Origin of the sequence: Fulvivirga marina, assembly GCF_016775155.1 — a bacterium.
Taxonomy (GTDB): domain Bacteria; phylum Bacteroidota; class Bacteroidia; order Cytophagales; family Cyclobacteriaceae; genus Fulvivirga; species Fulvivirga marina.
On the sequence record NZ_JAEUGD010000067.1, the window covers coordinates 343,560 to 363,064 of the forward strand.

21 protein-coding genes are annotated in these 19,505 nt (G+C 38.9%); 12 read left to right on the top strand and 9 right to left on the bottom strand.

Annotated elements, in window-relative coordinates; genetic code table 11:
- Positions 1-39: 39 nt before the first annotated feature.
- Genes JMN32_RS25675 through JMN32_RS25685 form a run of 3 tightly spaced genes read right to left on the bottom strand, consistent with a single transcriptional unit; the run spans position 40 to position 1,585 of the window.
- A complete protein-coding gene (locus JMN32_RS25675; RefSeq protein WP_202859274.1) occupies positions 40-612 on the bottom strand; it encodes an anthranilate synthase component II in 573 nt (190 codons plus the stop codon).
- The gene (locus JMN32_RS25680; RefSeq protein WP_202859275.1) at positions 596-1,132 is read right to left on the bottom strand and encodes a CvpA family protein; all 537 of its coding nucleotides are present in this window, start codon (positions 1,130-1,132) and stop codon (positions 596-598) included. The genes JMN32_RS25675 and JMN32_RS25680 overlap by 17 nt, the downstream gene beginning before the upstream one ends.
- Complete coding sequence (locus JMN32_RS25685; protein ID WP_202859276.1) at positions 1,133-1,585, bottom strand: GatB/YqeY domain-containing protein; 453 nt, start codon at positions 1,583-1,585, stop codon at positions 1,133-1,135.
- 73 nt (positions 1,586-1,658) lie between these two features.
- Here JMN32_RS25685 and JMN32_RS25690 point away from each other — a divergent pair, with 73 nt between their 5' ends.
- From JMN32_RS25690 to JMN32_RS25700, 3 genes are all read left to right on the top strand, one after another.
- A complete protein-coding gene (locus JMN32_RS25690; RefSeq protein ID WP_202859277.1) occupies positions 1,659-2,381 on the top strand; it encodes a pyridoxine 5'-phosphate synthase in 723 nt (240 codons plus the stop codon).
- 177 nt (positions 2,382-2,558) lie between these two features.
- On the top strand, positions 2,559-3,212 hold the full coding sequence (locus JMN32_RS25695) for a TPM domain-containing protein (protein WP_202859278.1): 654 nt from the start codon (positions 2,559-2,561) through the stop codon (positions 3,210-3,212).
- The gene (locus JMN32_RS25700; RefSeq protein ID WP_202859279.1) at positions 3,209-4,102 is read left to right on the top strand and encodes a TPM domain-containing protein; all 894 of its coding nucleotides are present in this window, start codon (positions 3,209-3,211) and stop codon (positions 4,100-4,102) included. The genes JMN32_RS25695 and JMN32_RS25700 overlap by 4 nt, the downstream gene beginning before the upstream one ends.
- A 22-nt stretch (positions 4,103-4,124) precedes the next feature.
- On the opposite strand, the gene JMN32_RS25705 is transcribed toward JMN32_RS25700, so the two are convergent.
- The gene (locus JMN32_RS25705) at positions 4,125-4,862 is read right to left on the bottom strand and encodes a head GIN domain-containing protein (protein ID WP_202859280.1); all 738 of its coding nucleotides are present in this window, start codon (positions 4,860-4,862) and stop codon (positions 4,125-4,127) included.
- Positions 4,863-4,989: 127 nt separating this feature from the next.
- On the opposite strand from JMN32_RS25705, the gene JMN32_RS25710 reads away from it, so the two are divergent.
- Genes JMN32_RS25710 through rpiB form a run of 3 tightly spaced genes read left to right on the top strand, consistent with a single transcriptional unit; the run spans position 4,990 to position 7,562 of the window.
- Positions 4,990-6,279 carry a serine hydroxymethyltransferase gene (locus JMN32_RS25710; protein ID WP_202859281.1) on the top strand — a complete coding sequence of 430 codons (1,290 nt, stop codon included), beginning with the start codon at positions 4,990-4,992 and terminating at the stop codon, positions 6,277-6,279.
- 39 nt (positions 6,280-6,318) lie between these two features.
- Positions 6,319-7,134 (top strand): twin-arginine translocase subunit TatC, encoded by an 816-nt coding sequence (tatC, locus tag JMN32_RS25715; protein WP_202859480.1) that lies wholly within the window; start codon positions 6,319-6,321, stop codon positions 7,132-7,134.
- Entirely contained in the window at positions 7,131-7,562 is a 432-nt protein-coding gene (gene rpiB / locus JMN32_RS25720) for a ribose 5-phosphate isomerase B (protein WP_202859282.1), read from the top strand. Before tatC ends, rpiB begins: the two co-directional genes overlap by 4 nt.
- On the opposite strand, the gene JMN32_RS25725 is transcribed toward rpiB, so the two are convergent.
- Positions 7,559-8,881 (bottom strand): hypothetical protein, encoded by a 1,323-nt coding sequence (locus JMN32_RS25725; RefSeq protein ID WP_202859283.1) that lies wholly within the window; start codon positions 8,879-8,881, stop codon positions 7,559-7,561. The genes rpiB and JMN32_RS25725 overlap by 4 nt on opposite strands.
- A gap of 280 nt (positions 8,882-9,161) precedes the next feature.
- Between JMN32_RS25725 and rbfA the strand changes: the two genes are divergently transcribed.
- The 3 genes from rbfA to JMN32_RS25740 all read left to right on the top strand — a co-directional run bounded on the left by rbfA (position 9,162) and on the right by JMN32_RS25740 (position 13,887).
- A complete protein-coding gene (rbfA, locus tag JMN32_RS25730) occupies positions 9,162-9,542 on the top strand; it encodes a 30S ribosome-binding factor RbfA (RefSeq protein ID WP_202859284.1) in 381 nt (126 codons plus the stop codon).
- 87 nt (positions 9,543-9,629) lie between these two features.
- Positions 9,630-10,769, top strand: coding sequence for an ABC transporter permease (locus JMN32_RS25735; RefSeq protein ID WP_238354628.1), 1,140 nt, complete (start codon positions 9,630-9,632; stop codon positions 10,767-10,769).
- A 187-nt stretch (positions 10,770-10,956) separates the two neighbouring features.
- Positions 10,957-13,887, top strand: coding sequence for a DEAD/DEAH box helicase (locus JMN32_RS25740; RefSeq protein ID WP_202859286.1), 2,931 nt, complete (start codon positions 10,957-10,959; stop codon positions 13,885-13,887).
- Here JMN32_RS25740 and JMN32_RS25745 read toward each other — a convergent pair.
- Positions 13,876-14,358 (bottom strand): Lrp/AsnC family transcriptional regulator, encoded by a 483-nt coding sequence (locus tag JMN32_RS25745; RefSeq protein WP_202859287.1) that lies wholly within the window; start codon positions 14,356-14,358, stop codon positions 13,876-13,878. The two genes, JMN32_RS25740 and JMN32_RS25745, sit on opposite strands and share 12 nt — an antisense overlap.
- Positions 14,359-14,490: 132 nt before the next feature.
- Here JMN32_RS25745 and JMN32_RS25750 point away from each other — a divergent pair, with 132 nt between their 5' ends.
- The gene (locus tag JMN32_RS25750) at positions 14,491-15,735 is read left to right on the top strand and encodes a cystathionine gamma-synthase family protein (protein ID WP_202859288.1); all 1,245 of its coding nucleotides are present in this window, start codon (positions 14,491-14,493) and stop codon (positions 15,733-15,735) included.
- A gap of 127 nt (positions 15,736-15,862) precedes the next feature.
- On the opposite strand, the gene JMN32_RS25755 is transcribed toward JMN32_RS25750, so the two are convergent.
- Entirely contained in the window at positions 15,863-16,711 is an 849-nt protein-coding gene (locus JMN32_RS25755; RefSeq protein ID WP_202859289.1) for a lysophospholipid acyltransferase family protein, read from the bottom strand.
- 311 nt (positions 16,712-17,022) lie between these two features.
- Here JMN32_RS25755 and JMN32_RS25760 point away from each other — a divergent pair, with 311 nt between their 5' ends.
- Positions 17,023-17,829: an SDR family oxidoreductase gene (locus tag JMN32_RS25760; protein WP_202859290.1), complete on the top strand. Its 807-nt coding sequence runs from the start codon at positions 17,023-17,025 to the stop codon at positions 17,827-17,829.
- A gap of 1 nt (position 17,830) precedes the next feature.
- Here the strand turns inward: JMN32_RS25760 and bla are convergent, their stop codons facing one another.
- Positions 17,831-18,550 (bottom strand): subclass B1 metallo-beta-lactamase, encoded by a 720-nt coding sequence (bla, locus tag JMN32_RS25765; RefSeq protein WP_202859291.1) that lies wholly within the window; start codon positions 18,548-18,550, stop codon positions 17,831-17,833.
- A gap of 151 nt (positions 18,551-18,701) precedes the next feature.
- Here bla and JMN32_RS25770 point away from each other — a divergent pair, with 151 nt between their 5' ends.
- Positions 18,702-19,205 (top strand): hypothetical protein, encoded by a 504-nt coding sequence (locus JMN32_RS25770; RefSeq protein ID WP_202859292.1) that lies wholly within the window; start codon positions 18,702-18,704, stop codon positions 19,203-19,205.
- Between the two features lie 27 nt (positions 19,206-19,232).
- Here the strand turns inward: JMN32_RS25770 and JMN32_RS25775 are convergent, their stop codons facing one another.
- Positions 19,233-19,505: an acylphosphatase gene (locus JMN32_RS25775; RefSeq protein WP_202859293.1), complete on the bottom strand. Its 273-nt coding sequence runs from the start codon at positions 19,503-19,505 to the stop codon at positions 19,233-19,235.

Here is a 19,505-nt window from a genome sequence, read left to right on the forward strand (position 1 = left end):
TCTTAATGTGCTTGCTACAAAGTAAACAAAATTGAGCAATTATACTGTTATCTGATTATAAGTTAGCCAATTTTTTAAAATATCTAACCCGTATTCTGTCAAAGCAGCTTCGGGGTGAAATTGCACACCCCATATTGGCAACTTTTCATGTCGTAATGCCATAATTTCACCATCTTCAGCATAAGCTATTGCCTTTGTCGCCCCCCCTATTTCTTCTTGAACAATGAGCGAATTATACCTTACAACGCTTATTTTTTTGGGTAAGCCGTCAAAAAGGACGTCTTCTTCCAATGTGATCTTGGAAATTTTCCCATGCATTGGTTTAGCAGCTTTTACAAGTCTTGAACCAAAAAAAGCTCCAATTGCCTGGTGTCCAAGACAAATCCCAATAACGGGAAGCTTTTGATGATAATAGTCTAATACCTTCATAAGATTACCGGCCTTTTGAGGTATCTCTGGGCCTGGAGATATAATTAGCCCCTTATAGTCGCCGGAAGTGATCATTTCCAAAGGGACATTATTTCGAATTACTTCACATTTTACCCCCAACTGCTGAAAATAATCTACCAGATTGTAAGTAAAGGAGTCAAAATTATCAAGAAGTAGAACCACCCTGTAACATATTTTTTATGGTCTCAAAAAGGTCATGAGCAAAGGGAACCAAAGCAGAAAAATGCTCTACAACAGCCGGTGCAAAGGGCAAAATATATGGATACAACCATGACTCCTCTGTGTAAAGGTGTGGGATTTCAACTCCAAATGAGTTGCTTAACCACAACACTATGCTTATACCAAAAGCCCATTTCAACACTGAAAGTATAGCTCCAGCAAGATTATCAACAGACCCCAGCAGGGTCATGTCAACGACCTTCTTAACCAGTTTTCCCAGAAGGTTGACCAACAAAATAATCACAATAAAAATCAGGATGAATGCCACATAGGGTAGCAACTCACCACTGATATTAAAATGCTGATCAAGGAAGTTCATACCTAAATGTAACAGCTTAAACCCACCGATAACAGCAAGCACAAAAGCAAGAATAGCAATAACTTCCAGCAGAAATCCCTTTTTAAACCCACGGTACGCGCCATATGCAAGTGGCACAAGTAGGATAATATCGAGAGTATTCAATTACTTATTGAGAAGTTCTTTAACAATACCTGAAATCACTTTTCCATCAGCCTTCCCTGCAAGCTCTTTAGTAGCAACGCCCATTACTTTACCCATGTCCTGAGGGCCTGAGGCCTGTACCGTGTCTATAATTTTAACAAGTTCATTCTTAATTTCATCTTCAGATAATTGCTTTGGTAAAAACCTGTTGATCACTTCCAATTCGAAAAGCTCTTTCTCAGCCAAGTCTCCACGTCCTTCCTTTTTATATAAGTCTGCCGAGTCCTTTCTCTGTTTAGCAGCTTTAGTCAGCAATTTCAACTCGGCATCTTCAGCCAGAGAAGAACCTACACTCTTTTCTGTTTCTGCCAAAAGTATAGCCGACTTAATCGACCTTAGCGCTGTAAGCTCGTCCTTCTTCTTGGCCAACATAGCTTTCTTTATCTCTTGATCAATTGTTTCTTTCAGCCCCATATGATTAGCGTTTAAATTTCAATTTGTTAATTTGCAATAAATGATAGCAAAGTTATAAATATTCAAAAAAGGAATGACCCGGTTAAGCGTAAATATCAACAAATTCGCCACACTAAGAAACGCAAGAGGTGGTAACAACCCTGATGTAGTTAAAGTGGCGCTGGATTGTGAAAGATTTGGTGCTCAAGGAATTACCGTTCATCCAAGACCTGATGAAAGGCACATCAGGTATAATGATGTTATAGAGTTGGCAAAAGTCGTAACTACAGAGTTCAATATCGAGGGATACCCCGATGACCGCTATATGGAACTGGTGAAAAAGGTTAAGCCAGCACAGGCGACACTGGTTCCTGATGCTCCTGACGTACTAACTTCCAATGCCGGCTGGGATACCATCAAAAATAAATCGTTTCTAACAGAAATAATTTCTGACCTTAAAAAGGAGGGCATACGTACTTCCATTTTCATAGACCCTGTTCCAAAAATGATTGAAGGGGCTGCCAAGGTTGAAACAGATAGGATCGAGTTATACACTGAGGCCTACGCCAAGGGATATCACAGCAATAAGGAAGCTGCCATTGCTCCATATCTTAAAGCTGCTGACCTTGCAAAAAATCTGGATTTGGGCTTAAATGCAGGCCATGATCTTGACCTGGACAACCTGTCTTACCTGAAAGAAAGCATAACTTATATTGATGAAGTATCTATTGGTCATGCCTTAATATGTGACGCCATTTATTATGGGTTAGAAAATATTATACAGTTATATCTGAGACAACTAGGCCATTACAGATAACATTTCCCCCAAAGACCCATCATATCTTTGGGGTGTTCCTTCCTATCCCAAGGGTTGTCATTTCCTTCGTTTTGGCCCCCTCTATGTGGCTAAATATCAGACTTCAAGTCCCTGCTCCAAAAACATTCTATTTATAAAAATTTCCATTATATTGAGTAAGTAACCAACATTAGCAGAATGGCTACTTTCCCAAAGCTATCAGTACAGGAACTCAACAGGATTAAAAAAACTGTTTTTAAAGCAGAAAGTAAAATATCGGGAGAAATAAGGCCGGCACTGGTCAGACAAAGCCATCATTATCCCTCTGTAAAATGGAAATCGGCAGCTCTGTTTGCTCTAGTTGGATTTATGATGCTGGTGGCAGGAGACCGATGGGTTCCCGGCTTTAACATCTATGACCCATTATATTACTTTTTCATTGTTACCGGCATAGGTTCAGTTGGTGCACTGCTTCCTTTCTGGATACCATCATTTAAAGCCTTTTTAGTTACAGATGCGGAAAAGAAACATGCTGCTGTTCAAAAAGCCGAGACTGTTTTTCTTGAAGAAGAGATATTTGACACACAACAACGTACAGGTATATTAATATTCATCTCCTTCCTGGAGCATGAAGTTATAGTAATGACAGATAGTGGCATAGCCAATGTCGTAGATCAAAAAACGTGGGACGATCTCACCAATAATTTAACCAGTTACATAAAGAGGGGGCTGCTTGTTGAGGGACTGTCAAAAGCCATTGAAAGCTGTGGTGACATACTTCTAGAGAAGGGTTTTAAAAAGGAAGAAGGTGATCAAAACGAACTGCCCGACCACTTAAGATTAGAGCTATGAGGTATTTACTACTGCTTGAGTTATTATTTTTCGCGCTCTTTCTTCAGGCCAAAGAGGTTCCATACCTTTCAGGAAGAGTTGTTGATGAAGTAGGTGTCTTAGACCAAGAAACCGTCAACTATTTAAATCAACTATTAAAAACTCATGAAGACAGCACCTCAAACCAAATTGCAGTACTCATTATCCAATCATTGGAAGGTGAGATATTAGAAGAATACTCCTTAAAAGTTGCAGAAACGTGGGGTTTGGGACAAAAAGACAGAGACAATGGTGTATTGTTACTGATTTCTTTAGACGACAGAAAATTAAGAATTGAGGTCGGTTATGGACTTGAAGGAGTATTAACGGACGCACTTTCCAGCAACATCATTAGAAATGAAATAACTCCTGCTTTTAGAGTTGATGATTATAGTGAAGGGGTACGAGCAGGAACAGAGTCCATTATAAAGTCAATAAGAGGAGAATATAGTGCTGACATTAGTACATCTGACCTGTCTAATATTAACAATGACATTCCCTGGTTTATCAGGTTATTTATGGGGTTTATATTTTTAATCGTTGTAGGCACCTTTACCTATGTGGCACTTTTCTCAAAAGGGTGTTCAGGTTGGGGGCTATACCTATTTCTAATCCCTTTCTACCTTACATTTCCCATGTTCATACTTGGCATCACAGCAGGAATTGTACTTTTTCTGATTTATTTCTTTGGCTTTCTTTTTCTGAAAATAATTTATTTTAAAACACCTGCAGGCAAAAAATTCTATGATCATCGATCCTCCAGCATCAAAACCAGCAATTTCTCTTCAGGGTCAGGGTGGTCATCAGGAGGAAGCAGTTTTTCAGGTGGCGGTGGCAGCTTTGGCGGTGGCGGATCGAGTGGATCGTGGTAAATTAAAACAAGATGAGAGCTGGTCAAATGTTCTCATCTTCTTCTCCCTCATCTTCAACAATAGTACCTAAACCTGAAACATTAGAATTCACTTCTTCAGGATTTCCTCTATAACTAATTCCACCAACCCCACTAACCGTCGCCTCAAGCCTCTTTTTTACAGTAACCGCAGCTCCTCCAACTCCACTGATATCGACCTTGCTTCTCTGACTTATAAGGTCATAGGCTTCCAAGCCTCCTGCTCCACTCATCTGAATATTTTGCTCTATCACATTACCCGAAAGCTCTACAGCACCGGCTCCGGAAATATTTATTTTAAGTGCTTTTAAGTCAACGTCCAAATCAATTACTCCTGCACCGGACATTTCCAGGCGAAGATAATCTCCCGAGATAACGTTATCGCTTTTAATAACTGCAGCTCCACTGGTATTAACCGCCATAAGTTCTACATAATCAATATACAGCTTTACTCCTTCCTCACTCTCCAGTGTCGCCTCACTAAAAATTTCAAGTACGTCTCCATGTTGATCTACATTTATAAATTGGTGTAAGTTTTCATCTGCAACAATGGTTAATGCTGGTTTTTCTGATTTTGTAAGAAATACCTCATAACTTCCTCCGATTTCTATCTCTTTAAAATCTTCAATATTTCTCTTCTCAGAAATTATATTTCCGTTTCCTCTCTCATGATGATAATTATCACATTTAGTGAGAGATAGCACTGTAAGAAGAGCAAAAAAGTATATGCTAAGGTTTTTCATGGCTAGTTGGGTTTTGGCTAAAATTAAAAAAATTGTTTCTTAATTGGAATCACCTCTTACAATATTGGTTATATCTGGCACATGCACTATTTTTGGACTTCCATTTTCACACCTCTATAAAAATATTATGCAAAGAGATACGCTTATATTTGATCTGATCAACAAAGAAAAGCAAAGACAACAATCCGGGATTGAACTAATTGCTTCAGAAAACTTTACATCACCACAAGTTATGGAAGCCATGGGCAGTGTGCTTACCAACAAGTATGCTGAAGGCTTACCCGGAAAAAGGTATTATGGAGGTTGTGAGGTTGTGGACGAAGTTGAGCAGCTAGCAATTGACCGTGCTAAAAAATTATTTGGAGCTACATGGGTTAACGTTCAGCCACACTCAGGAGCACAAGCCAATGCCGCTGTTATGCTGGCGACCTTGAACCCTGGGGACAAGATATTAGGTTTTGACCTTTCCCATGGTGGCCACCTGACACATGGGTCACCGGTTAACTTCTCAGGAAAATTATACCAACCAACTTTTTATGGTGTGGATAAAGAAACTGGTCTTATTGATTGGGATAAGGTTGCAGAAACGGCTAGAAAAGAAAAACCCAAGATGATCATCTGCGGAGCTTCAGCTTATAGCCGTGACTGGGACTATGAAAGCCTGAGAAACGCTGCGGATGAAGTGGGAGCCATACTACTCGCGGATATATCTCATCCATCAGGCCTTATTGCAAGAGGCTTACTTAATGACCCTCTTGAGCATTGTCATATTGTAACTACCACTACTCACAAAACCCTGCGCGGACCTCGTGGTGGGATGATCATGATAGGGGAAAACTTTGAAAACCCTTGGGGAATTAAGACCCCTAAAGGAGAGATTAGAAAAATAGCTTCACTTCTAGACTCCGGCGTTTTCCCTGGAACTCAGGGAGGCCCACTTGAGCACGTAATAGCAGCAAAAGCTGTTGCCTATGAAGAAGCCCTCAGCGAAGAGTACCTGAACTATGTGGTACAGGTAAGCAAAAATGCTAAAGTGATGGCTAAACATTTTGTTGACAAAGGTTATAAGGTTATCTCTGATGGCACAGATAATCACATGATGCTTATCGATCTAAGATCAAAAGATATAACTGGTAAATTAGCAGAAAATACATTGATTAAAGCTGACATTACCATTAACAAAAATATGGTTCCTTTCGATGATCAGTCTCCTTTTGTAACTTCAGGAATGCGTATAGGTACAGCAGCCGTTACCACAAGAGGTATGAAAGAAGATGACATGGTGAAAATTGTTGAATTAATAGACAGAGTGCTGATGAATCATGATAATGATGATGAGATTAGTGCAGTTAAAACAGAGGTGAACAATTGGATGAACAGCTTCCCTCTTTATAAAGAACAAGTTTCTGCAGTTTAAAAAGTGACTAAATATCTGGATCAAGGGGAGGAAAAAGAGATGTCTTTCATAGACCATCTCGAAGAACTGAGGTGGCATCTAATCAGGTCATTAATTGCTATTTTTGTAATTTCAATTGTAGCTTTTGTTTCGGTAGACTTTGTATTCAATACTGTAATACTTGGTCCTGCCAAACCTGATTTCTGGACTTTCAGAATGCTATGTAAGCTGGGTGAATTGATAAACTCCTCTGCTCTTTGCATTGAAGACATTCCATTTAAGATACAAAGCCGACAAATGACGGGGCAATTTACAATGCATATTACTTCGTCATTTGTCATTGGTATAATTGTAGCTTTTCCTTATGCATTTTGGGAATTTTGGAGGTTTATTAGTCCTGGGCTACACATGAATGAACGTTCTGTAAGCAGGGGCGCGGTATTCTCAGTTACAGTCTTATTTGCACTGGGCATCATGTTTGGCTATTATATTATGGCCCCATTATCGGTGAACTTTTTGGCCAATTATCAAGTAAGTGAACTAGTTTATAATGAGTTTGACATCACTTCTTATGTAGGTACAGTAACAACATTGGTATTAGGAAGTGGAATATTATTTCAATTACCAATTGTGGTTTATTTCCTTTCCAAAATAGGTGTAGTTACTCCATCTCTAATGAAGGCATACAGAAAGCACTCTATAGTGGTCATACTTATTTTAGGAGCTATGTTAACTCCACCTGACCCATTAAGCCAGGTATTAATAGCGTTGCCATTGTTTGGCCTTTATCAATTCAGTATTTTGATATCAAGCTCTGTCTATAGAAGACAGCGCAAAAAAGAAATGTTAGAGCAGAAAAAATACACACAATCATGAGTAAAATAGCTATCGGCGGAGACCATGCCGGATTTGAATATAAAAGTAAACTTGTAGCATGGCTGGAATCTAAAGGTCATTCTGTAAAAGATTTCGGTACGCATAGCGCGGATTCGGTTGACTATCCTGACTTTGCACACCCTGTAGCCTCTGCGGTTGAAAGTAAAGAATTTGATTGTGGAGTGCTAATCTGCGGAAGTGCCAATGGGGTTGCCATGACCGCCAACAAACACCAGGGTATACGAGCGGCTATCTGTTGGCAAAAAGAACTAGCAGAACTGGCCAGATTGCATAACAATGCCAACATACTCTGCATACCATCACGGTTTGTAGACTATGACCTTGTTGAACAAATGATGGACGCGTTTCTTTCAACCTCATTTGAAGGTGGTCGACATGATAAAAGGATAGACAAAATAGGCTGCTAACCCTTTTTCAGGTAATAAATATTACCATCTCTTTTATCGTATTTTGCTTTTAAAGCTGGTAACCTTTTAAATACAGGAGACATTACATCGTGTGTATCAATGATAACCTCCGGGATGTCTCCTGAAAAACCTCTTTCCAGGATAGTCAAATTATCGTAATACTCCGGATTCCTAAATAACTCCTCTGATAATTGCCAGTTGAGAAATGGTGTAGCAGGATAAGCATTGATATAGGGAGCCATATCGTAATCCAGCACAAGAATTCTCTTATCCGCCCAACCGTCTTCCCTTTGTACCAGGTAATTATCATAACTCAACAGCTTGGCACTATAGAAAAAGTCAAAGAATGTACCCAGATTAAAAAGTATTACTGATACGAAAAGGACTTGAAAAGCAATCTCAGCCATCCACCTCTTCTTAATCAACAATAAATAGTGACTTAGAAAAAAGGCTGCTGAAGGCACAAAAACCATAAAGGTGTTAGGAGCAAATACTCCACTCAGAAAAACAAATCCAACAGAGAAAATAATCCATACAAACATCACTTGAGTTAGCCTCACCTGGTAGTTTGTAAACCTTGCCCGCTGACTGACCCTTACCAATGCCAATATTAGTAACAGGATTGGCACTGAAAAAAGAATGAATATTTCCTGAAGGGACATATATTGTTCCACTTCATAGTTCAACAAAGGGTCAAGGAAATTATAAATAAAAGATGTAAAACGCCCTTTGAGCAAAAAATAGCACGCAGCCAACATCATAGGTAAAGAAAAGCCAAAAAGCATCAATACATAACGTCGTGCTACAGTACCCGTGAATATGCCAAAAACCAGCAATGCTGCAATCCCAAAAATTATGTTGGGCAAATAAAACAAATATGCAATCCCTAAATAAAGGCCGATGTTCAGTATCATTTCATCCTGCTTGGCTCTGAACTCGATATGATTAAAAATATTATTCAATGCCAGTAAAAGAAAAGTTGTGCCCATTAAAACAGGAGTGAGCGTAAGAAAGTCAAAAAAGAATGACATCAGCAAACCATATACTAACCCAGGGATATAGGTATTTTCATTGTAAGCTTTATTCAGCAATAACAAACGGTTAAATACCAGACACTGAAATGCCACTAATATTAATGCTATGACCTGATATGCCAATTGGGATCGGCCAAACAGAAAATCAATGACCATATATACAGATGCCGAAAGAGGTGCAATATTATCCCAAATACCTTCATAAAGTGTGGCTCCATCGTTTAGCATTTCCCCAACCAGCATGTAGTTCAGTTCAGGAAGGGTAAGGGTATGATCATCAAGCATTATTGGCAATCTGATGGCCAATAACAGCAAAAAAATTATGATCAGCCTATATGGGTCGTTTATTCTAAAATAATTTAACAATACTCCTTTCAGTTTTAAGAGACGCACGAAATTAAGCCAATCTTAAGATAACATTGCCATCATGCAACCTAAATTGATATGTATCACATAGTATCTCAAATATTCCAACAAGCAAACCATCTGGAAATATAGGCTGCTTAACTTCTGAAAATTAGCTTATACACATGAAAAAAGTAAATTTAATCGGATATTTGTAACTATGAATGAAAGTAAAAGACAGCAAAAATTTTCAAGGTTAATCCAACGGGATCTCAGTGATATATTTCAGAAGGATAAGATGGGAATTTTCGCTAATACCTTTGTTACGGTGGCAGATGTGATTATAAGCCCTGACCTAAGTGTAGCCAAAGTATACCTTTCCATGCTCATGGTCAAAGACAAAGAAGCCATGTTAAGCAAAGTGGATCAGCATAAAAGCGAAATAAGAAGAGATCTGGGAAACAAAATTGGGAAGCAAGTAAGGATAGTACCCCAGCTTAATTTTTATATAGATGAGGTTGAGGAGAGAGCTCAAAAAATTGATAAATTAATTGATGACTTAAACATTCCGCCTGAAGGCAAGGATGGCGAAAAAGAATAATTTTTGAACCTGTCTTTTTTCATAGCGCGGAAATACTTCTTTTCCAAAAGGAAAAGGAACTTCATCAATGTGATATCAATCATATCGATGCTCATAGTATCTATATGTACTGCAGCATTAATTATCGTACTTTCCGTTTTTAATGGTCTTGAAGGCCTATTAAGATCCCTTTATGGCTCCTTTGACCCACAAATAAAGATAGAAGCTGTAAAAGGAAAATCATTTATATTTACCGATAGCCTCTCCCAGGCAATCAAAAGTGTTGAGGGCGTCGACATTTTAACCGAGGTCATTGAAGACTATGCCTACGTTAAATATCGCGATGCTGATATGGTCGCCACCATAAAAGGAGTAAGCCAGAATTTTTTGGATCAAAAGCGAATAGACACGGCCATAGTAAGTGGAGAACTCAAATTGAAAGAAAACAATATCAACTATGCAATAATTGGCCGTGGCGTACAGTACAATCTATCCATTATGCCTGGTAGCGACATATACCCGCTTCAAGTGCATTACATAAAAGATGTACAGCCAGGAAGTATCGACATCAGTAACCTTTACAGCAGAAGGAATATCTTACCGGGTAGTGTTTTTGCTATAGAGAAAAATTATGATGAAAACTACATATTCGTCCCTCTCGACTTTGCCCGCGACTTACTTGATTATGGAAACAAACGCACTTCACTTGAAATAAAAGTTACAGAAGGCCTAAGCATACAAACAGTAGAACAGCGATTATCTGAAAAATTGGGTGCAGAGTTTAAAGTGCTGGATAATGAAGAACAGCATGCGGATCTTTATAAGCTCTTAAACCTGGAGAAACTTTTTGTATTTATAGCATTTTCTTTCATTATGGCTGTGGGCTCTATTAACATTTTCTTTGCACTAACTATGCTTGCCATAGACAAGAAGAAGGACATATCGATACTTTATGCCATGGGAGCAAGTAATCGACTCATCCGCAGGATTTTCATTTCTGAGGGGGCTATTATTTCGCTGGGAGGTGCTGCCTTAGGATTAGTTCTTGGAGGTGTGATCTGCTGGCTACAACAAACTTTCGGTATAGTCTCTATGGGAATGGAAACCTCTGTTCTGGAGAATTACCCTGTAGAAATGAAAACTACAGATTTTATATACACATCGCTTAGCCTCATCTTTATAACACTCATAATCTCTTATCGACCGGCTGTAATTGCAACCAGATATAACTCCCTCGAAAATCTGTAATGTGCAAGTTTTCTAATGAAATATTAACATATTAATAACACAAATGGCTCTTTTTGCGTTATAGACCATTGATCCGCATTAAAAATTCTTTTATCGACCATGTCAGATATTGATTGATTTAGAATAAAAAAAACTCTATAAAATGATGTTTTTTTCTTAATTTGCAGGTTCTGTTTGTATACTAAAAATGAAGATATCAGCAGCCCAACCATTTCAAATCATATACTCGTTATATGAACACGAATATCTTGGATACATATTCGAGTCATTCGTTGTACATCTTGATGAGAAAGGAAAATTAACGCTACAACACCAAAACATCTCCTCCAAAAATGCGAGTGAGTTTGCTTCCAGGTTAGACACTACAGACTATGAGCTCATAGAGCTAATGGATCAAATGCAGCAAGAGGCTGTGATCAAACACTTCAACAAAAAGAATGTAAAGCCTGAAGAGTTTTTTCCTAAGATATATGATAATGGCAAAAACAATGATGCCCTTAAAGCTGAGATAGAGAGCTACCTTGAGCGAAGAAGATCCAAAATTCTGGAGAGAATACAGGGTAAATGGCTATATGAAATGGGCAATGATGGGGAGCCTGCATGGAAAAAAATTGAAGTGCTTGAGCAAAAAGCTACAGTACTATTCCATTTTAGAAGAAACGAAGAAAATACACATTACTTCCCCACCATAAAATATAATGGTGAAAAGGTAGACTTCCAATACAAAGGGGCTTATATTATTTGCAAAAGCCCGGCTTGGATGGTCCTTGAAGGCAAGTTATATTCTTTTGAAAAAGATGTTGACGGAAAAAAACTTGCCCCTTTCCTGAATAAGAAATTCATCGTAATTCCTAAAAACGTAGAGGAAACTTATTACAATAAATTCGTAGCCCCGCTAATTGCTTCTTTTGATGTTTATGCTAAAGGCTTCGAGATCAACAGTGAGCGCTACAACCCCATTCCAATACTAACCATTTCAGAACTAGCGGGAAGCGGCGCCAGTATGTCACTTTTCAATGAAAACGGTAATGGTCAGACAAATGTCGAAAATGAAAAGATTCTGCTGGAGCTATCATTCAAGTATGGGCCGTTTAAATTTAAGGCAAGTAATATTGGTCCGGTAAGTGTATCCGTTGACAAGCAAGGAGATAGCTATACTTTTCACAGGGTATCACGCAAGTTGGATGATGAAAAGGAGATCATTCAATTCATGATCAACTCGGGGCTTCCTATCAGAAACTCGAAAGCAGCAATTTCTAAAACCACTGCCTTTGCCTGGCTTGACGAAAACAGAGAAGAACTAGATAATCGGGAATTCATTATAGACCAAAAGGGACGTTCTTCAAAAAAATATTTTATTGGAGAATATAAAATCAGCGTCGAGGTTAGAGAAAATATTGACTGGTTTGATATTCATGCTGTAATACAGTTCGGCAAATATCAAATCTCATTTAAAGAGCTTCGTAAACTGATCAGTAAAAAGAAACTTGAAGTGGAGCTTCCAAACGGCGAGATCGCTGTCATCCCGGAATCATGGCTCAACGAATACTCTGAGTTATTTGCCTTCTCTGAAGAGGATGAAAACGGTGAACCAAAGCTTAAAAAACACCACTTGGCTTTAGTCCAGGACCTCGAAAATGGTAACCTGGCCAAGGTCACTATGAGCAAAAAGCTTGAGTCTCTCAAAGGTTTCGAGTCTATTGAAGATGCTCCAATACCCCAAAACTTCAAAGGAAAATTGCGTCCTTACCAGCTTGCTGGATACAACTGGTTGCATTTCCTTAATCAATACAAATTTGGTGGCTGCCTTGCTGATGACATGGGTCTTGGTAAAACAGTACAAACCCTTACCATGCTGCTTTCACAAAAAGAAGCTGGTGCTCAAGGAGCTTCATTGCTTATTATGCCCACCTCGCTGGTTTACAACTGGGAGGCTGAAGCTAAAAAGTTCACACCGAAACTAAAAGTATTTACTTATACAGGTACCAACAGAGATAAGAACCCTGAGAAGTTTGCTAAATACGATGTTATTATCACATCATATGGTATTGTAAGGCTTGACATAGACCTGCTTACCGATTACTATTTCAACTATGTAATTTTGGATGAATCCCAGGCCATTAAAAATCCTGCATCCAATATTGCAAAAGCCGTAAGACAGCTTAATTCACGAAATAGACTAATACTTACAGGTACTCCACTGGAAAACAGCACTATGGACTTGTGGTCTCAGATGAACTTCATCAATCCCGGCCTGCTGGGTTCTCAATCATTCTTCAAAAATGAGTTCCTCAACCCTATTGAAAAGAAGAATGATGAAGAAAAAACCAGAAAACTTAATGCGATCATTAAGCCATTCATTATGCGCAGGCATAAGTCTCAGGTAGCAACGGAACTCCCCGAAAAGGTAGAAAATGTTCAATACAGCGACCTAACTCCTTCGCAGGAAAAAGAATACGATAAAGTAAAATCTTACTACAGAAACAAGATACTGGAGAATATTGAAATGCAGGGACTTAACAAATCTCAGTTATTATTGCTCCAAGGTCTTACGAAGCTCCGACAAATTGCTAACCACCCTAAAATGGTTGATCTGGAATATAATGGGGACTCGGGCAAAATGCAAGACGTAATTCTCAAACTTGACAACGCTATTCGAGATGACCATAAAATCCTGATATTTAGTCAGTTTGTGAAACACTTATCTATTCTTGCTGAACACTTGAAAGAAAAGCACATTGACTTTGCATACCTCGACGGTTCTACAAAAGACAGACAGGCACAGGTGGAGCGATTCCAAAATGACTCTTCACTAAAGGTTTTCCTGATTTCATTAAAAGCTGGGGGTCTTGGTCTCAACCTTACCAAAGCAGACTATGTGTTTATTCTAGACCCTTGGTGGAATCCTGCCATCGAGGCTCAGGCTGTAGACAGAGCGCACCGTATAGGCCAGGAAAATAAGGTATTTACTTATAAATTCATCTCTAAAAACACGGTGGAAGAGAAAATTCTGGCACTCCAAAAGCACAAACGTAAACTCGCTAGCGAACTGATCACAACCGAGGAAAGCTTTGTAAAAAGTTTATCAAAAGAGGATATTGAGTCTCTACTCTCCTAAAGGATAGGCAGTAGTAGATTTAAGCACAGACATAGCAAAAGAGCTATGAATGATAGCGACCCCTTCAATTACTGAAAGTTTTTTAACCGTAAACTCCTGGTAGGCGTTCATATCTTTGACGACTACCTTGAGTATATAATCATATTCTCCTGCTAAATGGAAACATTCCAAAATCTCAGGGATATTCAGTATCTTTTTTTCAAAAACCTGAAGGTTAGGTAATGAGTGCTTTTCCAATTTTACCATACAAAAAGCAATCAACTCACAGCCTATCTTTTCGCCATCGAGCAATGCCACATACTTTTTAATAACTCCTGTTCTCTCCAACCTTTTTATCCTCTCATAAACAGGTGTTACTGTGAGATTTAGCTCTGCAGCAAGTTCTTTATGTTTCATTTTAGCATCGCGCTGAAGCAAATCCAACAACCTCAAATCAATTTGATCAAGTTTAAGAAAAGATACATTTTCCATGGCATAGAATAAAAAAGCAATTAAAAAGAATATATAACTACAAAAATAAAATTAATAGCTGTATTTTCTAGTAATATTTATTTTAAAAGAATAAAATACTAAATTCGAGATGGATTTTAAAATTATTTAGACATGAACTTCTCACCAGAAAGCTTAATGATGTCATATGGCTACAAACCGGAACTTTCCGAAGGTGCCATAAAATGTCCCATATTCCAGACCTCCACATTTGTATTTAAAAATGCCGAAGAGGGGAAAAACTTTTTCGAAGTAGCATATGGCCTACGTGAAAAGCACCCTGACGAAGAGTTGGGTTTGATCTACAGCAGACTGAACAACCCTGATCTGGAGATATTGGAAAACAGGTTGACCTTATGGGATAAAGCTGACGATGCGGCTGTTTTTGAAAGCGGCATGTCTGCCATAAGCACCACGCTCATGGAGTTTTTAAAGCCTGGGGATCTTATACTATACTCGAGCCCAGTGTACGGTGGCACTGATCATTTCATTTCCAAAATACTTCCATCATATGGTATCCACACGCTGGGAGTTACGGCTTATGACACGAAAGAAGAAGTCTTGGAAAAACTTCAAAACCATGAGCATGGTGATAAGCTGGCATTTGTTTATCTGGAAACTCCTGCCAACCCTACCAATGCTCTCATTGATATCAGCATGTATAAAGACGTAGCAAACCAATACTCTTCTGAAGAAAAACAAGTATACATGGCAGTTGACAATACTTACATGGGACCTCTCTGGCAACATCCATTGGAGCATGGCGCAGACCTTGTCATATACTCTGCTACAAAATACATCGGTGGACATAGCGATGTTATTGCAGGAGCTTGTCTGGGCTCAAAAGAGCTCATCGGCCGGGTAAAAGTATTACGAACATTTTTGGGTTGTATGGCCGGACCATGGACAGGCTGGCTACTCATGAGAAGTCTTGAGACGCTGAAAGTAAGGATGGACCAGCAAGCGGCAAATGCTGAAAAAGTTGCAGAATTTTTAAGCAATCACCCTTTGGTAGAAAAAGTTTACTATTTGGGAAATATCACTCCTGAGGATGGACGTCAATATGATATCCATAAAAAACAAAGTAAAAGCAATGGTGCCATGGTGTCATTTGACATCAAAGGGGGGGAGCAGGAAGCATTCCGCTTCTTAAATAACATGAAGCTCATAAAGCTGGCGGTGAGCTTAGGAAGCACAGAAAGTCTGGCTGAGCACCCTGCCACCATGACCCATGCCGATGTAGACTCGGGGCTAAGGAAGAAAATGTCAATAACTGATAAAATGATCAGATTATCCGTGGGTGTGGAAAACCACAAAGATATCATCTGGGATATTGAGCAAGCACTAGAAAAAGTATAAATCATTATAAGTTGGCTTAAACTACCTAATGGAGCTCGGTTTACGGTCCGGGCTCCTTTTTCTTATCGCTTATTTCCTGAAAAATCGTCCATACGAGTACCTCCTCAAATGCGAATATTTAACACAATTAAGAACTCTCCCTCTTTAATTTCCAGCGCTTGTGAGACCATAAATAACCAGCCGGATCTTCTTTAACAAGTTCTTCAGTAGCCTTGGCATATGCTTCTAAAATTGCATGGTTATCTTTTTCATAGGGTGGTTCTGTCAATTTTACTAACTCCACGGTATAATACCCTCTCTTGACCCTGTTGACTTTAAAAAAAAATGTAGGGTATTTAGCCAACTTGGCTATCTGCTCAGGTCCCAGAAAAAAGGCAGTATCCTGACTCAAGAAGTTGGTCCAATATTTTGGCGATTTTCTTCTAGGAGACTGGTCTGCTACAATCCCCAATGCCCTGAGCCTGTCAGGGTTCTTAAGCACCGCACGTAGTATATTGCTTTTTTCTATAGGCTGGCCCCCAAACCTCGATCTGGTCTTTAGCATGAGATCATTAAAGCCTTTGTTAGATAGTTTCTGGTAAACAGCATCAACAGGAAAAGGAAGCACAATGCACCCTGTTAACAGCGCCCATTCCCAATTAAATTGATGTGACGCTATTACCAAAATGGACTGTTGCTTATCAGCATAAGACTGTACATCCTGAACATTGGTAAACTTTACTCTAGCGGTAAGCTCCTCACCTGTGATAGTAAAGGCCTTCAATGTTTCCATAACAAAGTCCATAAACCTACGGTAAAATTCCTTTACAGCTGACTTCACTTCCTGTTCAGACATTTTTGGGAATGAATTTCTGATATTGTTAGCAACTACACGCTTTCTATACCCCGCCAGGTAGTATATTGTTACAAACATAAGATCTGAAAGGGTGTAGAGCAGCCACATGGGTAGCCGAGAAAAAAGTTTCAGTAAAATCATATCATCTAAAAGTCAGCCAAAATTAGCCAATTCCTTAAAAGATAAGTTAAATAAAACCTAATCAATTATTTTAGAAAGGGTAAACTATGATATCAAGCGGAACCTTTAGAACAAGTTATAGAGATGAAGTAACAAGCCCTACCCTATTAGAAAAAGACCGTCCTGATCATAATGATTCTATTAATTCATGATTGATACCAACCCATAATAGCATATGGTAAACTTGTACCACTGAAATATTACCTGATCCACAAACATCTCACTATCTTTGAGGCCTGTGGGTTACAAATAATATCTTAAACAATTACCTCATGCAAAACAAAGTAGTAATTATCACGGGCGGATCCTCCGGAATAGGCAAAGCTCTGGCTGAAGTATTTGGCAAAAATGGATCAAAAGTCATGATCACCGGCCGAAAGCAAGAGCCACTTGACAAGGCTGTCAAAGAGCTTCAAAATAAAGGTATTGAGGTAATTGGCTTTCAATCCGACGTCAGCAGAGAAGAGGATAATAAAAAAATGGCAGAGGAAGCCATCAGGCACTATGGCCATATCGACATTCTGATCAATAATGCCGGCATATCTATGAGAGCACTATTCGAAGAAGTAGATCTGGATGTAGTGAAACAAGTGATGGACATCAATTTCTACGGGGTGTTGTATGCCACCAAATATTGTCTCCCTTCAATACAAGAAAATAAAGGCTCTGTAATCGGCATATCATCCATTGCAGGGTTTCGTGGGCTTCCCGGCAGAACGGGTTATTCCGCATCAAAATTTGCCCTTCAGGGTTTTCTGGAAGTACTTAGAACTGAAATGTTAAAAAAAGGTGTGCATGTTTTGACAGCATGTCCTGGTTTTACTGCATCCAATATCAGAAAATCTTCACTTACTGCCGACGGCTCCCTGCAAGGTGAATCCCCTCGGAAAGAGGAAAAAATGATGACTGCAGAAGTCTGTGCTGAACACATTTATAAAGCCACCCAAAAGAGAAAAAAATACCTTGTACTTACAGGTCAAGGTAAAATGACTGTTTTTCTCAATAAATGGTTTCCTGGCATGATGGATAAAGTGGTTTATAATGTAATGGCAAAAGAGGAGAACTCCCCTCTCAAGTAAGCTACTTATACCCAAGTAACTCAATCGTATTTTCAACAGCTCCCGGATCATAATTGCCGTGCCCAGGAACGACTATTTTTGGGGAGGGGAAATGTTTTTGCATATTTTCAATACTTTTTCCCCAAGAGTCCAGATCAGCATCTTCTGTATTGCCCAGATTTGTTGATGAGCTGCTTTTAATAAAACAGCCACCATAAAGCACATCGTAAGGAGATATGTAAACAATGGTATTATCCACGGTATGCCCGGCTCCAGGATAAAATACCCTAATGGAGTGGTCCCCAAAATTCAAAGTGATCTCCTTATGGAATACTTTTGTCGGTGCTTCAAAACCACGCTTTAAGGCGTAAACTTTTGTAAGCTGACTACTTACTGTTTTTATATTTCTTTCATGCAATACGGAAATCCCCCCAATCCTATCGCTGTGAGCATGAGTGATCACAACTGCTGCTATAGGCTTGCTAATTTCAGTCTCAATCCAATCAAGTAATTGCACCGTCTGTTCATTATCCCATGGCGAATCAATAATTACTACACTATCTTTTGTCACAACGACCATACCATTAGCAGACACCTTATTGCCATTATAGTCACCATAAGAATGGTAGAGAAGAAGACCTTTATCGAGTTCCGTAACATCAATTTGAAAGGGTACTTCCTCCTGAGCATAACAGTTTACAATAATTAGTAGCAGCAGTAATGTGGAAAGTAGTTTTTGCATAAGGGTAGATCTAAATGGTCAAGATACGCTACATGCCCTTTCTGTCAAAGCAGTGATGTAATATTATTGGTCTTATTACATGATCATTTATTACTTTTTAATCTCATACTTGAAAAGAAACTATTATATTTGGCAGGTCAAAAATATAATAATGATTCAGAAGTATTTTTCACTGGATAAAAACTATATACTCGAAAAGGCACAACTCGATCAGGAGCAGCAGCTTATCGTTTATTTGATAGATTTTGCCAAGAAATTTTATCTTACCCAGTTTAATCCACTTGGCTTGGAAGATGATACAGTAAAGCGCATTATAGCTCATAAAACTGAATACACTGATCGTCTAGAGGAGTTTTACCGCAACCTGGCAGGTGTTTACAGGTACAAACATGGGAATAATCAGCTGGAGTTCCTGTTTGATGGCGCTGACCATTATGAAAAATATACGGTCGACTGGGTTAAAGCCTACGAAGAGTGGCTTGTTGATTTTTGTATTAGACCCAACTTTCTCAAAGCAGTATTAGAGCTTACCGTTTTTTATCCTGAGGGGCGCAAAGCGGAACTTGCTGAGAGTAGAATGAAAGCATTCATTAATCAGCATTTTGAGCTTAAAATCTATAAGCATAAGGGCATTGTTAAAATGAAGGTAGCATAAGGACAGTCCCTTAAACAGTTCGTCTACCTAATTTTCTATCTCAAACTTAGTAAAGTTTTTTAGTGGACCTGTAGGCTTGACTTGCACCTCGTCTACCTTAGCCCTGTCAGGCCCCGTTTTGCACCAAGACACAAATTCATTAAGCTTATTAAGATTTCCCTCTACCTCAATATACACACTACCATCAGGCTCATTGCGTACGTATCCGGTTAGCCCTAGTTCATAAGCCTTTTTGCGTGTATTTGCTCTGTAAAAAACCCCTTGAACCTTTCCTACAACCCTAATATTAAAGTGCTCCAT